General features: G+C 47.0%; 14 protein-coding genes. 4 read left to right on the top strand and 10 right to left on the bottom strand.

Going from position 1 to position 15,338, the window contains the following annotated elements:
- Window positions 1–35: 35 nt before the first annotated feature.
- From MHI01_RS00245 to MHI01_RS00235, 3 genes are read right to left on the bottom strand one after another with little or no spacing between them, the layout of a single operon-like run.
- Window positions 36–593, bottom strand: coding sequence for a hypothetical protein (locus MHI01_RS00245; RefSeq protein ID WP_340982227.1), 558 nt, complete (start codon window positions 591–593; stop codon window positions 36–38).
- Window positions 593–1,243 (bottom strand): hypothetical protein, encoded by a 651-nt coding sequence (locus MHI01_RS00240; protein WP_036672890.1) that lies wholly within the window; start codon window positions 1,241–1,243, stop codon window positions 593–595. The genes MHI01_RS00245 and MHI01_RS00240 overlap by 1 nt, the downstream gene beginning before the upstream one ends.
- Before the next feature lie 39 nt (window positions 1,244–1,282).
- Window positions 1,283–1,891: a hypothetical protein gene (locus tag MHI01_RS00235; RefSeq protein ID WP_282320967.1), complete on the bottom strand. Its 609-nt coding sequence runs from the start codon at window positions 1,889–1,891 to the stop codon at window positions 1,283–1,285.
- A 279-nt stretch (window positions 1,892–2,170) separates the two neighbouring features.
- Here MHI01_RS00235 and MHI01_RS00230 point away from each other — a divergent pair, with 279 nt between their 5' ends.
- The 3 genes from MHI01_RS00230 (at window position 2,171) to MHI01_RS00220 (ending at window position 4,525) form a co-directional block, all read left to right on the top strand.
- On the top strand, window positions 2,171–3,166 hold the full coding sequence (locus MHI01_RS00230) for a multicopper oxidase domain-containing protein (RefSeq protein WP_253501228.1): 996 nt from the start codon (window positions 2,171–2,173) through the stop codon (window positions 3,164–3,166).
- A gap of 56 nt (window positions 3,167–3,222) precedes the next feature.
- Entirely contained in the window at window positions 3,223–3,909 is a 687-nt protein-coding gene (locus MHI01_RS00225) for a Crp/Fnr family transcriptional regulator (protein WP_253501231.1), read from the top strand.
- Window positions 3,910–4,099: 190 nt separating this feature from the next.
- A complete protein-coding gene (locus MHI01_RS00220; RefSeq protein WP_253501234.1) occupies window positions 4,100–4,525 on the top strand; it encodes a YlbF family regulator in 426 nt (141 codons plus the stop codon).
- A gap of 176 nt (window positions 4,526–4,701) precedes the next feature.
- Here MHI01_RS00220 and MHI01_RS00215 read toward each other — a convergent pair whose 3' ends face one another.
- Window positions 4,702–5,424, bottom strand: coding sequence for a ZIP family metal transporter (locus MHI01_RS00215; protein WP_253501237.1), 723 nt, complete (start codon window positions 5,422–5,424; stop codon window positions 4,702–4,704).
- 138 nt (window positions 5,425–5,562) lie between these two features.
- Window positions 5,563–6,291, bottom strand: coding sequence for a YwiC-like family protein (locus tag MHI01_RS00210; RefSeq protein ID WP_340982226.1), 729 nt, complete (start codon window positions 6,289–6,291; stop codon window positions 5,563–5,565).
- Window positions 6,292–6,362: 71 nt separating this feature from the next.
- Here MHI01_RS00210 and MHI01_RS00205 point away from each other — a divergent pair, with 71 nt between their 5' ends.
- Window positions 6,363–7,064, top strand: coding sequence for a Crp/Fnr family transcriptional regulator (locus tag MHI01_RS00205; RefSeq protein WP_253501240.1), 702 nt, complete (start codon window positions 6,363–6,365; stop codon window positions 7,062–7,064).
- A gap of 125 nt (window positions 7,065–7,189) precedes the next feature.
- Here MHI01_RS00205 and MHI01_RS00200 read toward each other — a convergent pair whose 3' ends face one another.
- From MHI01_RS00200 to MHI01_RS00180, 5 genes are read right to left on the bottom strand one after another with little or no spacing between them, the layout of a single operon-like run.
- Window positions 7,190–8,701 carry a nitrate/nitrite transporter gene (locus tag MHI01_RS00200; RefSeq protein WP_253501243.1) on the bottom strand — a complete coding sequence of 504 codons (1,512 nt, stop codon included), beginning with the start codon at window positions 8,699–8,701 and terminating at the stop codon, window positions 7,190–7,192.
- A complete protein-coding gene (narI, locus tag MHI01_RS00195) occupies window positions 8,702–9,427 on the bottom strand; it encodes a respiratory nitrate reductase subunit gamma (protein WP_310336437.1) in 726 nt (241 codons plus the stop codon).
- Window positions 9,424–10,116: a nitrate reductase molybdenum cofactor assembly chaperone gene (gene narJ / locus MHI01_RS00190; protein ID WP_282320966.1), complete on the bottom strand. Its 693-nt coding sequence runs from the start codon at window positions 10,114–10,116 to the stop codon at window positions 9,424–9,426. The genes narI and narJ overlap by 4 nt, the downstream gene beginning before the upstream one ends.
- Window positions 10,101–11,570, bottom strand: coding sequence for a nitrate reductase subunit beta (narH, locus tag MHI01_RS00185; RefSeq protein ID WP_253501249.1), 1,470 nt, complete (start codon window positions 11,568–11,570; stop codon window positions 10,101–10,103). The genes narJ and narH overlap by 16 nt, the downstream gene beginning before the upstream one ends.
- Window positions 11,560–15,312 (bottom strand): nitrate reductase subunit alpha, encoded by a 3,753-nt coding sequence (locus MHI01_RS00180; RefSeq protein WP_340982225.1) that lies wholly within the window; start codon window positions 15,310–15,312, stop codon window positions 11,560–11,562. The genes narH and MHI01_RS00180 overlap by 11 nt, the downstream gene beginning before the upstream one ends.
- Between the last annotated feature and the right edge of the window lie 26 nt (window positions 15,313–15,338).

The raw sequence follows: 15,338 nt of genomic DNA, 5'->3' as shown, positions 1-15,338 counted from the left end.
CTCCCATCTCAGTTTGGTTCATTCGTTTTCAGGATCTAAGCCAGTTCTTCCTGTACAATTTCAGTCCATACTCCTTTACGATTCAGAATGCGAATTGCAAAGGCATCATATCCATCTCGCTTGACCTGATCAAAATGCATGCGCTCTCCCGTAATCAGTTCATATGCACCATTTTCATCTACATCTTCGCCAAACTCTTCATCCCAAGGCACATTGTAGTAAGCCGTCAACTCTACTTCAAATATGTCCTCACCTTCAACATCCAGGTAAGGACGAAGGGGTCTGTCATGTAGTGCGTCTTCCGAATAGGTCTCACATAACATAGCATCATAGCCGTGCTTGGCGGTATCAATGAGCAGATAGCGCTCACCCGTGACCGTATGCTCCGCATGTACAAGAAGAGGTGTCGAATCATGCCAGGTAATCAGATCATCTTCAGTCAAGTCACCATAATAAAAAATATGGAATTTATCATGACCATCACTCATTTGAAGTTTGCCTTTCCACTCCACTTCATCGGACTTTATGTTCTCTTCCTTCCTAATTAATCCTTCCAGATAAACAGGTCCGTGTTGTACACCATACTCATTCATCATCTCGCCTCCGATTTGTTCATTCGAATGGTAACCACTTTGTGTTCCTCATCCACCGTCAGTTTCACATCGATGTTCAGCTTGTCACGGAATAACGCCGTAATATTGATATACGGATCGCGGGCAGCTTCGCTACTACCGCCACTATTACGGCTCATTCCCTGATGAATGATGGATTCTACCAGCTGTTTATCTCCCTTGCCGGTGTTATTGTAGGTGTAGATCACCTGCCCATCCTGATCATACAGATTCAAAACCGTTGTGAAATCATTGGCGTTCTCATACTGTCTCTCGGTCTGTACATAGTTGTGATCTGTACGTTGATAGTTTACAGTACCAGCCAGATACGGATTGTCCCCGCCTGGCTTCACATCATACTCCTTATAAGCCAGATTAAACAGGTATTGGATATGATTCATATCAATCCGGTAATAAAACTGACGGTTATCTTCCTCTTTGTCCATCGCTGCAAAACTGTTAATCAGCGGCCAAGCCCCATAGGACTTCCCATTAACATCAACGGCCAGAGCATAGTCAGATAATACTGTCTCTTTTTGAAATACACCAAATGTCTGTAAAATAAAATAAGCCGGAATCATCAACATACCCAGAATGACTGCAAAAATAGTAAGTTTAACTCGTAGTTTCATGTCTTCTCTCCTTGCGGCTTTAACTCTTCAATTTCAGTCTCATCCAGTCTTGTGCTGAAGCTTCGACAGTGTACGAACAACCACATCCCTGTTCTTCGCATCCTTGATATATGCCGGAATACTATGTGAAGCCGTTCGTATAGGCATATTTCCGTATTTTACACGCAGGTCTGCGGAGACATAAGCGATGAGATAATTCAGATGCTCCCGATTCACAGCCCATATTATTTTTCCTCTGAAATTATCCAGGAAGTATAATTCCAGCCCGAATACAGGATCTTTCCCAGCACAAATCTCGGAAAAACACCTTTGGTATGTCGGCTTGGCGTGTAATTCAACCTGATTAACAGAACTACAATGCGGACATTCCACATGCGTCGATCGGTGAGACGTCTTCTTCTCGTCTGTGACTTCCACGTTAAACCAACGTTCACATACAGCACAATTCCCCTTGGCTTTATATTGATATACTGGTTCTTCAAAAGCTTGAGCGTAACATTCGTAACACTTCCATCCGAGTTGACCATTCCGTTGATCAATCGAAGCGTGCCCACCGCATTTGGGACATTTCACATCAATCCGCTCTCCCCGTCGAAGAACCGAATAGAAACTATACTTATACGCACCTTCATCTTCGAAACGTTTCATCCTGTATCCACCTTTCTTCTGAAACTACGACATACACAGCGTCAAAATACTCAACATTTACCAATCCATCTCTCTAAAATTATATGAAACTCCGTTGCTCAGCACAACAATTGAAGACAGATTGTTGGAAATGCCTCTATTACGACATACCCAAGTGTGTGCCTCATCACACCCGTCTCCACCTCAATAACGTAATCTATAACTAAATAACTACTGAAATGAAAGAAAACCCGCTTTTTATATTGTGAAAAACATCACTTGAGTAAAGGTTGTGCAACTATGTTCTCCTTACTGAATGTATATAAATGGTCACTCGTATTCGCTATATTCACAGCAACTCTCTCTCACTGTAGTTCAACCGATACAGTTAAACCTGTTCACCACGATGAAGTCTCCTCCTCCTCCTCTGCGATCAGTCAACCCCCGGTGGACCCGATCATTCGCAGAGAAGGTACTACGGTATATATTGAAATGACGGCCCAGGTTACAGATGTCGAAATCTCCAAAGGAGTGATATACAACGCTTGGACATTTAATGGTACCGTCCCCGGACCCGTCCTACGAGTGACAGAGGGAGATACCTTGGTGTTCACGTTGAAAAATAAAGATTCCAGCCTTCCTCACTCCATGGATTTTCACGCTGTACATGCTGCTCCCAGCAGCAAATTTATTGATGTGATGCCAGGCGAGGAAGGCACGTTCACTTATCCCACCTCCTCACCCGGTGTATTCATGTATCACTGTGGAACCAAACCGGTCCTTGCCCATATCGCCAACGGGATGTACGGCATGATTATTGTGGAACCCAAAGCAGGATACCCTTCCGATCACTTGGTTGATCGTGAGTATACCCTTGTCCAGAGTGAATGGTATAAAGAGCATGATTATGAAGCTTTTTTGAACGGGGAACCGGATTATGTCGTATTTAACGGCAATGATTATGGATTAATAAAACATCCCCTGTTAGCCAAAGTAGGAGATACGGTGCGAATCTATGTCAGTAATGCCGGACCCAATGAAGTCTCATCCTTCCACGTTGTGGGTACCATTATGGACCGTGTGTATACGGATGGAAATCCACGCAACATCCAGTATGGAATACAGACGGTTATGCTTCCCGCAAGTGGTGGAGCTGTCGTAGAGTTCACCGTGACCGAAGAAGGCGATTATGCGATTGTAACCCATCAGTTCAACCATGTAGCCAAAGGCGCTGCCGCTGTTTTGCGTGTGACCAAGGATGGTGCTGATCATGGTGGACCCGCGATGTCTCACTGAGACATGACAATAGATAATGGCTATACCTATCCTGAACCATTCGAGGTGATTAAACGATGATCTGTACACACGAAGCGAAGGATGCCTGTTTCTCCAAAGTATCTCTGTTCCAGCATCTTGATCCATCCGAAGCTGCCTTGTTGATCTCCCTTCTGCATACCCGCAAATATAACAAAAGCGAAGTTGTCGTCCAGGAGGGAGAACGCTCAGATACGCTTTATGTGGTTCATCAGGGATGTGTGAAGTTATCCAAATACAATGAAAATGGCAAGGAACATATTATTCGGTTTCTGTTTCCCGGTGATTTCTTCGGACAAGATTCCCTGTTACACCAAAAACCACATGTCGCGAACGCCGAAGTTCTGGAGCCTTCGGCCATCTGCTCTATCAGCAAGCATGACTTTGACCAATTACTTGAACATGATCCAAAGCTTGCTTATCATTTCCTGCTTGCCATTACCAAGCTGCTCCGTGAAACAGATGAATGGAACAGCTCGCTAAGTGCGATGACAACGGAACAGAAGATTGCCAAGTTGCTTTTGTATTTCCATACCCGAAATCATGCAAAACATGAGATCCGCTTGCCTGTTTTCAAAAAAGATATGGCTCTGTTACTCGGGATCACACCCGAAACACTTAGTCGTAAACTTGCCATGATGCAAACTCAGGGACTGCTTCAGGTTACAGGAAACTGCATCCTTATTCTGCAATTGGAGCAGCTTAGGGAAATGGTTCCGTTCTGAACTAAATATTATTTACACTAATACTACGATGACAGTATAACCTTCCCATCGCTGCTAACGTGTGAATGATTAGTTCAACTCATATAGCTTTGGGACAAGTATTATATTTCACATTGGATGTGAGTATCGTCACAGTGCAGCCTAGCGTTACAGTATACAGTTAAGAAAAGATCTTCAGGAGGTTTATGCGATGAATACGGTTGTTAAATTGGACAAACAGATCATTATGCACAAAATGCAGGAGCTCTGTTCACTGCTGCTACAGGATGAAGGCTACAAAGAGATGCGGGACATGATTGATCAGTTTGCTGCAGATGAGCAAGCTACGACTCAGTATGAGAAATTTATGGAGAAACATCAGGCACTGGAGGAGAAAGAACGGCAAAATATCGAATTGCTTGCATCTGAAATCCAGGTGTATGAAGAGGAAGAACGCGCACTCTATGATCATCGCCTCATTCGTCGGTTTATCTATGCTCAACGGGAGTTCAGTCAGCTACATCAGCAGATCAGTCACTTTTTCACGAAATCGGTGGAGTTGAACCGCCTGCCCGAATCCAATGAACTAGGTAAGGAAGCTTGCGGATGCGGAGGCAGCTGTTCCAGCAACCATTAATATCTTCCTTTTGGTTAAATAATCAAAAAGAGTATCCGATCAGAAATCACGCTGTTCGGATACTCTTTTTATATAAATTCAACTAATATTTACACAAAAACGGAGAAGACAAAATAAGCTGAAGAAGCGAAGTGTGCACCTTAAAGCTTTGCTGCATCGGAAGCTTATTCTTTTATCTACAGATCCAGCAACAGCGATGCGAGCAATCCCATGGATGCAATCAAACCCACAATTGGCCCACCCTCTTCAAAGGCTTCCGGCATCATCGTCGAGCAGATCATGGCAATGATTCCACCACCTGCAAATGCACCAATTGCTGCACTCATCTCCTCAGGTAGCTGCTCGAGAAACAGATACCCACCCAGAGCTGCAAGCGCGGAGATCAATAGTACACTCAGCCACATTAATATGATTTTGCCACGACTGTACTTGCCCTGTAGTCCAACCGTACTGGACAGACCTTCAGGAATGTTGCTGACAAAGATCGATACCACCAGCACCACACTGACACCGTTGCCAGCCAGTAAGCTGGCTCCAAGCATGATGGATTCCGGGATAGCGTCCATTACCGTGCCTGCAAAGATACCCAGGCCGCTTTGGTTCGAGTCTCCCGACTTTGCCGAGCGTTTACGCCCTGCCCCTCCCTTTGCAGAAACGAGCAAGTCAAAAAGCGTATATACGACAGCACCCGCCGTAAATCCAATGGCTGTAGGGATAATACCTCCATCATTCAGCGCATCTCCGAGTAGTTCAAAGGTAGCTGCCCCGATTAATGTACCTGTCCCAAAAGCCATAATCCAGCCAATGACTCGTTTGGGAATCTTCAGAAACAATGCTGCGAGTGCGCCTATGACAACCGCTGAGGCAGAGATGCCGCCCCACATGAATGCAGTCCACATCTGGGCCGACCCCTCTCAAGTTCAATTATGTTCTATCATTCCATTAACCTTGGCAGAGCAATCAAAAACAATCCTGTGACGTTGTGATCTATATCACCTGTTGTGTTCAAAAATCACGCTATGATGAAATGATGCGGATTACAACAGAATAGACCAGAGCAGGAACTGCACGGCTCCAATAATTTCGATCATACCAACCTTCATAGGGCGCAGTGTTCTGCCTGCATATATGAAGGTGCGTACGGCGGAATAGACATATGCCAAAGACATCCAAGGATATCCGATCACGATCGGTATGAGAATTAGAAGGATATGTACTAGTCGAGTTAGCATCAGCCAACTCTTATTCGTTCGCTCTCGAAAGACCGATTTCACAAAGAACGTACTTCCTGTAAAATGTAAGAAAGAAAACAAAACTACGATTGCCATTCTAAAGTCCCAGTGCCCGCTTCCAATGAGATAAGCAGCTGCTCCCCCTAGAGAGAACATCAGCATGGCACACAGATCATTGGTAAGCGAGCGTTCTGCTTTGTGTATTACATGCCAGATGTTTACGAGCAACAATCCGCCCAGAACCGGGCCAAAGAATAGTAGTGAGGTCTGACCCAGAACAGGTGGGATTAGACAGATTAGCGCCACTGTACCGTAGATTGCAGACCACTTGTATAAGCGATGTCGATTGGCATTTCTTTTCAAAGACTGCAGTAACGGATACGCGGTTAGATATAGTCCAAGCCAGGCTACAAATAAGGGCACATGCAGCCACTGCGGCCCACTTGCAATCATACCTACCAGAAAAGGTACACTAACCATGGCCCAGCCGCCATGTTCATGAGGGATAACGATTGAATGCGTATTGGTTTTCACTTCACAGTTAACCTCCTAGGATTGAATGATGTCGAAGTTCAGAAATATGAACACAGAGAGGAAAGATTCTCATGAGCAGGGTAAACAAAGATTCAGCAGCGGAGTTTCTACAACAGTTCCCCATCTTCCAGGACCTTAGCCCCGAAGAATTGAAGCAGGTCGAAGATATCGCCATTTCCAGAAGTATTCACAAGAAAACGGTCATTTTTAGCGAAGGTAGCGAAAAAGAAGCTGTTTTTTTCATTCGTACCGGAATTGTAAAAGCTTATAAAACGGATGAGAATGGACATGAACAGATTGTCTCTTTCCTCAAAACAGGAGATATGTTCCCACACACCGGCTTTTTTAACGCGCACCCCTACCCGGCTACCGCTGAAGCGATTACGCCTACCGAACTACTGGCCATACCTGTCAGATTGTTCGAACGATTAATGCTGAGTACCCCATCGATTGCAATCAAAATTATGCGCGTACTCGGAGACAAAATACGTGAACTACAGGACAAATTGCAGGTGCTCTCTGGTCAGGATGTACGCAACCGTGTGCTCTCCTTCCTTCTCATGCTCGCAGAGCAGCACGGGCAGACACATGGCGAACAAATTATCATCAACCTGCCCATGACACACCAGGAGTTTGCCAATTCCATCGGAACTACAAGGGAAACAGCGAATCGGCTTCTGAACCAGCTTACAAAAGAGCATTTGCTCGAAGTGGATCGTAGCCGGATCATCATTCTTGATTTACAAGCATTGAAGCAACAAAGGGATGCGTGACCACTCAGCTCCACTGTGGTTTTCACCCACACCCCCTACACCAATCTATGTGTGCAAAAAGAGACCTTAACGCCTGCAATCGATGTTAAGGTCTCTTGCTGTATGCACAATTACCGATACATGTATCAGGCGATTGTGAGCTCTGGCCTGCCCATGTCACTGAACATGCCCGCATAATATTTAACTTCGCCAGCTTCATTACGGATCGCCGTTATACTCAGCCATTCCTGATAGATCTCTCCGTTTTTCTTCCGATTCCATATCTCGCCCTGCCAATATCCTTTTTCACGTAATTCCAACCATAATTGGTCATAGAATCGTTTATCTTGCTTGCCAGATTTCAGCAGACTTGGCCTCTGTCCAACCGCCTCTTCAGCGCTATAACCAGTGACCGCAGTGAAGGCCGGGTTCACGGAAGTAATGACACTATTCGTATCCGTGATCAGAATCGCTTCAATTGTATTCTCCAGAATGCTGGCAGATAACTGAAGCTTCTCTTGGTAGAACATCCAGATCACAAGTATCAGGCTGACCAGCGCGATCTGTGACAAAGCCATGAAACCAATGGCATAATGTCCCGTCATGCTGTACAACAAAGTCAACATCAACGGAGGGAAGAATCCGCCCAGACCACCCATAGCCGAGATCATCCCATTTGCCACACCTGGTTGTTTAACGAAATACATTGGCACTAATTTGAAAATAGTTCCGTTACCTGTCCCTGCGCATAAGGCCACAGTCAGGCATCCAATGGTGTAGATATAGAATGACGGCGCGAAAGATAATACAATCGCTGCAATCGTTAATCCGCCGAAGACAAACATTAATATTTTGAACGGATTAAATCGATCTCCAAGCCAGCCTCCAATAGGTCGCATGATGGTAGCAACGAGAATGAATCCCGCTGTACGAATACCTGCATCGACTTTGTCCATCTGGAAGTGACTGACTAAGAAATTTGGCAAATATACCGTAAATGCCACGAACGAACCAAATGTCAGAAAATAGAATAAACAGAGCAACCATAGTTTATTGTTGCGTGATATGGCCTTCAGTTGCTGCATAAGCGGAACATTAACACGAGTTTCCTTTTTGTCTCCCAAAGCAAAATTCAGCGCTGCCATTCCTAGTAGCAGAATACTGTAGAGCAGAACCGTCGTAGACCACCCCATACGATCAGCAATCAGCGGGGCTCCGAATGCAGACAGTGCTGTCCCCAGGTTACCAATTCCGTAGATCCCGTTAACAAACCCATGTCGCTCTTTCGGATAATATTTGGGCAGTGAAGTTACACCGACGGAGAAGACAGCTCCCCCAATACCGAGGAACAGTCCACCTATCACCAGATCACTGAACGATGTCGCACGGCTAATCCACCATACAGGAGCCAGCAACAGGACAAAGCTAATCATAAAAATATTACGTGCTCCATATCGATTCGTCCAATAACCAATCGGAATACGGGCAATCGATCCGATCAATACAGGAATCGCTGTTGCCCATGCAAGCTGGGAAGATGTAAGCGCAATATCCTCTTTAATAAATGGCATCAGAGATGACAGGATAACCCATACCATGAAACCAAGAACCAGACTTGCGGTTTGCAAGGGCAGTTGAACCTTTCCTTTATGTTGCATTTACATCGCCCTTTCCTTTTTTTGTTCCTGATTCGGATACACAGCTCCATCTCTCCTGCGATATAACACATAACTGCGTTTCAGATAACCCAGTGGCATACTTAGCATGTGAACCAGACGAGTAAATGGAAACACGCAGTACAGTACAAAAGTGAGCAGAATGTGTACTTTGAAGTTCAGAGGTACCGTCTGCATCAGAACCGGATCAGGCTGGAATACGATCAGACCGCGCAACCATGGATTAATCGTTGTTCGATAGTCGAAACCTGTGTGATTCACCGCATTGGCCGAGGTCGCCAGTATTCCGGTGACAATGACAATGATCAACATGACAAGGGCCAGCCAATCCCCGATGCTGCTCGTCGCCCGGACCCGGCGAGCAACATAACGGCGAACCAGCAGAATGACTGCACCTGCAAATGCAATGATCCCCGCAGGCAGTCCTCCTGCGATAGCCATCAAGTGATATCCTTCATCACTCAGTCCGATCCAGCGATAGAACTCCACCGGAACAAGTAAACCGGCAATATGTCCACAGATTACGGCGAATATTCCGATATGAAAGAGTAAACTTCCCCATTTTAGCATTCGTTTCTCCAGCATCTCACTCGACTTGGACGTCCAACTGAAGGGATTCGTCACATATCTCCAGATCGTTGCCGTAATACAGAAAACAATGACCATATAGGGAAGAGCGCCCCATAACAAAAGTTCCAGTGTACTCACCGATTCCCCCTCCTCATCTGAGCCGCAATCTGCATGAGATCTTCAGGTTGTTGGTTAGCTGCTTCTTCCTGTTTGGGTACATCAGGAGCTGGGGGCTCAGGAATGACCTGTAACATCAGACTGAGCAATGGTCCATATGGGCTGTTCTGTCCCGTAATGCTTTCGGTCATCGTGACCAGAGCCTTATGGCAGCTGGAGAGCACACCCAAGGCATCTTCCTCGGGCGCCTCAGCTACAAATTCAAGCACCATAGGCAGATAATCCGGCAACTCACTCACTTCCATATAAAATCCCGCAGCTTCATATCTGCGTTTCAATTCAATCAGAGCCGGGCCCCGATCCCGTTCATCTCCATGAAGAGCATACGTGAGATAGAGGTTACACTTTTTATCAAAATCGAATGTTCGAACATACGAATCCTGCCACTCAATCGAGTTTACTGCCTGTGCTTTATCTACAAATGTCAGCAAGATCTGGTTCACCGTCTCATCGGAAATGGACTGTATAGCTTCCTTCAATCCCTGCAACCCTTCTCTCCACGCTGTATCGGGATATTGCAACAGATAGGAGATCAGTTTACAGACCATTCTTCTCGTATTCGTATCGTAAACCAGAGCCTGACCTGTTCCTTCATTGGGTTCGATCGTCATCGTTGTCGTTGTCTCCTCTCCCATCAGAATACTCCGCAAGAACCTGGACCCCCTGCAAAATCAAGTCCGCAGCTGCCCTGTTCGCTGAAGAGATCTTCCACTTCCTCACGGTGAGCTGGCGGGATGACAAAACGGTCATTGTATTTCGCAATCGCGAGCAGTCGGTACATGTCCTCCACTTCCTGAGCATCCATGCCTACTCTTTCCAGTAATTCCGATTCACTGGTCTTGCCCGTCTGCTGGTTACGCATGTGAATGCGCATAACTGCCATTTTCCGCAGTACTTCACGGATTTGATCTGTATCTCCTGCCGTAAGCAGATTGGCCAGATATTCCACGGGAATACGCATGTTATCAATCGCCGGGAAAATATCATTGGCCTCCAGCGAACTTCCCTGTCCCTCTACCCGATTGGTTATCGGGCTAAGCGGTGGAATATACCATACCATTGGCATGGTGCGGTATTCTGGGTGAAGCGGGAGCGCAATTTTCCAGTCGATAACCATTTTATAAATAGGGGACTGCTGCGCTGCAATAATCCAATCCTCTGGAATTCCGGCCTCGCGCGCTTCGCGAATCACCTCAGGGTCATTCGGATCAAGGAAAATATCCATCTGGGATTCATAGAGATCCTGATCATTTTCAACGGAAGCAGCGGCTTCAACACGGTCTGCATCATACAGCATCAGGCCGATATAACGGATACGTCCCACACAGGTTTCGGCACAGATCGTTGGCAGGCCCGCTTCAATCCGCGGGAAACAAAGGGTACATTTCTCGGCTTTGTTCGTCTGCCAGTTGAAATAGACCTTTTTGTATGGGCAGCTCGATACACAGAATCTCCATGCGCGGCAGGCATTTTGGTCAACCAGTACAATTCCGTCTTCTTCCCGTTTGTACATCGCTCCGGAAGGGCAAGAGGACACACAGGCCGGATTAAGGCAGTGTTCACAGATTCGTGGCAGGTACATCATAAATACCTGTTCAAAATCCATTTTGATCGAGTCCTCGACACCCTTCATATTGGGATCTTCCATCCCGGTTACATGGGCACCTGCCAGATCATCTTCCCAGTTCGGCCCCCACTCCAGATTAATATATTCACCAGTGATCTGGGATTTTGGTCGTGCTACAGGCTGATGTTTTTTCTCCGGACTGTTCGTCAGTTTCTCATACTCGTATGTCCATGGCTCGTAATAATCGTCAATGGTAGGCTGATCCGGGTTATGGAAAATGTTAAGCAAGCGTCTTGCCCGTGTGCCGGACTTCAATTCCAGTTTGCCATTCTTCATCTCCCAGCCACCGCGATAACGCTCCTGGTCCTCCCATTGTTTTGGATAACCGACCCCTGGCTTGGTCTCCACATTGTTCCAGTACATATATTCTGCACCTGGACGATTAGTCCAGGTGTTTTTGCATGTTACACTACATGTATGGCACCCTATGCATTTGTCCAGATTCATGACCATACTGACTTGTGCTTTAATCTTCAAGCCAATCCACCTCCTGCAGTTTTCTTATGATGACATTGAGGTCACGCTGGTTGCCTGTCGGGCCATAGTAGTTGAAGCCATAACTTAACTGGGCATAACCACCGATCATATGCGTTGGCTTCACATGAATACGTGTCGGACTGTTATGTGTCCCCCCACGTGTCTGTGATATTTTGGTACCCGGAACGTTAATGTGACGGTCCTGGGCGTGATACATGAAAGCCATGCCGCGAGGAATACGGTGTGTTACTACGGCTCTGGCAACGACTACCCCGTTACGGTTGAAACATTCGATCCAGTCGTTGTCGACCAGTCCCGCTTCTTCTGCATCTTCGTAGTTCATCCAGATTGTCGGGCCACCTCGGAACAACGTCAGCATCGGCAACGCATCATAGTACATACTGTGGATTGACCACTTGTTATGCGGTGTCAGGTAATTTAGGACAATTTCTTTGCCACCTTCGATCGGACGTTTGCTGTTCGGATGGAACGGCGTATGCTTCAGCACAGGTTTAAATGTCGCTAATGTCTCTCCGAACTCACGGAGCATCGCATGATCAATATAGAACTGCTGTCTGCCGGTCAATGTACGCCATGGAATCAGGCGCTCCACATTGGTGGTGAATGGCGAATATCGGCGTCCGCCTTTTTCCGATCCGCTGAATGCAGGTGAAGTAATGACCGTTTTCGGTTTGGAAGTGATCTCGTCAAATGTAAAACATTCCTCAGATCGTTCCTCAGCCAAATCTTTCAGATGCAATGCCGTTTTCTGTTCAAGCGCTTCCCACGCACGTACAGCCATCTTGCCGTTCGTTGTACTGGACAAGGTCAGAATGGCCTCCGCAACATTGCGGTCGGTGCTCAGATCCGGACACCCTTGTCCAACGCCATCTTTACGATGCACGCCCAGAATACCCTTGAGTTTTTCATACTCTTCACTGGCAGACCAGGACATGCCTTTGGTACCGATTGGTTTATCCTTCACCACAGGTCCTAGACTGATCATTTTGTTATATACGGCAGCATAATCACGTTCCACGACCTGAATATGCGGCATCGTTTTCCCCGGGATCGCTTCACATTCTCCCGCGCTCCAGTCTTTGATCTCTCCGTACGGTTGAGCAAGCTCATCCGGTGAATCATGCAAGAGTGGTGTAGCGATGATCTCCTTCTGCGGCCCATCGAATTGCTGCGCAGCCATCTCGGAGAATACACGTGCGATTTCCTTGAAGGTATCCCAGTCAGAACGGGATTCCCACTGCGTGGCTACCGCCGGGTTGAATGGATGAACGAACGGATGCATATCCGTACTGCTCAGATCGCTTTTCTCATACCAGGTCGCTGCTGGCAGCACAATATCGGAATACATCGCTGTACCTGCCATACGGAAATCCATGTTGATCATCAGGTCAAGCTTGCCTTCCGGTGCTTCATCCACCCACTCCACATGCTCTGGGCGCAGTCCATGATCGTCATCGTTCAGCAATCCGTTCGTTGCACCGAGCAGATGTTTCAGGAAATACTCATGCCCTTTGCCAGAACTTGAGATCAGATTCGCTCTCCAGACAAATAGTACACGCGGGAAGTTCGCCGGATCATCCGGTTGCTCGATCGAGAACTTCAGATTTTTGTTCTGTAGCTCGGAAGCAACATAAGCGCCAATCTCTTCCTTCGTCGTTGCTCCGGCCTGTAGCGCATCCTGATGCAGATCAATCGAGTTACGATTGAATTGTGGATAGGATGGAAGCCAGCCCATACGCGCAGCCATCACATTATAATCAGCCACATGCTGGAACCGCGGTTCACCTTCAAGCGCCGAAGTCAACTCTCCCACTTGGGTCTCCTCGTATCTCCATTGATCTGTTGCAAAGTAGAAGAAGGATGTTCCGTTCTGCAGACGTGCAGGTCCGGTCCAGTCACGAGCAAAGGCAATCGTCTGCCATCCTTCAGCCGGACGCAATTTTTCTTGACCAACATAATGGGCCCAGCCTCCACCATTCACACCCTGACAACCTGTCATCAGAATTAAGTTAATAATGGCGCGATAGATAACGTCGGAGTTGTACCAGTGATTAATACCGGCTCCCATGATGATCATGGAACGACCTTTGGTATCGATCGCATTCTGTGCGAACTCACGTGCAATCTGTACGACAGTCTCTTGGTCCACACCAGTGATTTTCTCTTGCCACTCTGGAGTGAATGGTTTTACCTGTGGTGCATGCAAGATTTCATCTCCATGGTTAACACGTACACTCAACTGTTCCACACCATTGACTACTTCTGCTGAATCCGCAGAACGCGTCATTTCACGTTCAATTCCGTATTTGGCAAGCACCAGATCGTATACGGCTGTTACTGTAATCCACCTTTCTCCTAACCATATCTGACGTACAGGAATCTGCCGCTCCATGACATGTGTTCCCTCATCATCAAAGTACGGCAGTTGAATCGTTACAAGTTCATGATGGACGCCGAGCATGGATAGTCTTGGATCAATCGGCTCACCGTTCTCCACCTGTTCCATTTTGAGATTCCATGTGCCTTCTTCACCCCAACGGAAGCCCAAACTTCCTTTCGGCATCGCATAGGTTCCACTGTTTTCATCGTAAACGAGCGTTTTCCAAGCCATGTTATTACCTGTGATGCCCAGATCTTCCCCAACTAGAAATCTGCCTGCTGTGTGTACGCCGTCCTTTTCTTCCACAATCAGCAGATTTGGAAAGTCCGTATACTGTTTGGCATATTGCATGAAATAGTCCGTAGGTTTTTCAATATAAAACTCTTTTAGAATGACATGGCCCATAGCCATCGCCAAAGCGCCGTCCGTTCCTTGTTTTACCGACATCCACGTATCTGCGAATTTCACATACTCCGCATAATCCGGGCTGATCGACACCACTTTTGTTCCCCGATAACGTGCCTCAGCCAGGAAGTGGGCATCCGGTGTCCGCGTCATTGGCAGATTGGAGCCCCATACCAGAATGTATCCAGAATTGTACCAGTCGCTGCTCTCCGGCACATCCGTTTGATCGCCCCAGATCTGAGGTGAAGCCGGTGGGAGATCGGCATACCAGTCGTAAAAACTAAGCAATGGTGATCCCATCAGAGATAAGAAGCGTGATCCTGCTGCATAACTGACCATCGACATTGCAGGAATAGGAGAGAAACCAATAATCCGGTCTGGCCCGTATTCTTTGATCGTATGAATCAGCGAAGCGGCGATAATCTGTGTCACTTCACCCCATGACGCGCGAATTAATCCCCCTTTACCACGGACCGATTTGTATCTTTTCACTTTGGCCGGATCATCCGCAATGCTGGACCATGCTTGAACCGGGTCACCATGCGTCTGAAGCGCATCACGCCACATGTCCAGTAATGCACCACGTACGTAAGGATGTTTGACACGTAGCGGGCTGTACAGATACCATGAAAAACTCGCTCCGCGTGGACATCCACGGGGTTCAAATTCCGGCATATCCGGTCCGGTTGAAGGATAGTCGGTAGCCTGCGTTTCCCAAGTGACAATGCCGTCTTTCACATAGATCTGCCAGCTGCATGATCCTGTACAATTGACTCCGTGTGTGGAACGCACCACTTTGTCATGCTGCCAGCGGCGGCGGTAGACATCTTCCCAATCCCGGTTGACCGGGGACATTTCACTCCAGCCCTCCGCACTTTTTTCACGTTTGGCAAAATATTTGAGTTTGCCCATCCAGGGCATGCTTTTGTTACTCATTGTTGTCCTCCCACATATATGACCTG

It is taken from the genome of Paenibacillus sp. FSL M7-0656 (assembly GCF_038003225.1).
GTDB lineage: Bacteria > Bacillota > Bacilli > Paenibacillales > Paenibacillaceae > Paenibacillus > Paenibacillus amylolyticus.
Note: the sequence above shows the minus strand (reverse complement) of the source record. Positions and strands in the feature narration are given on the sequence as shown.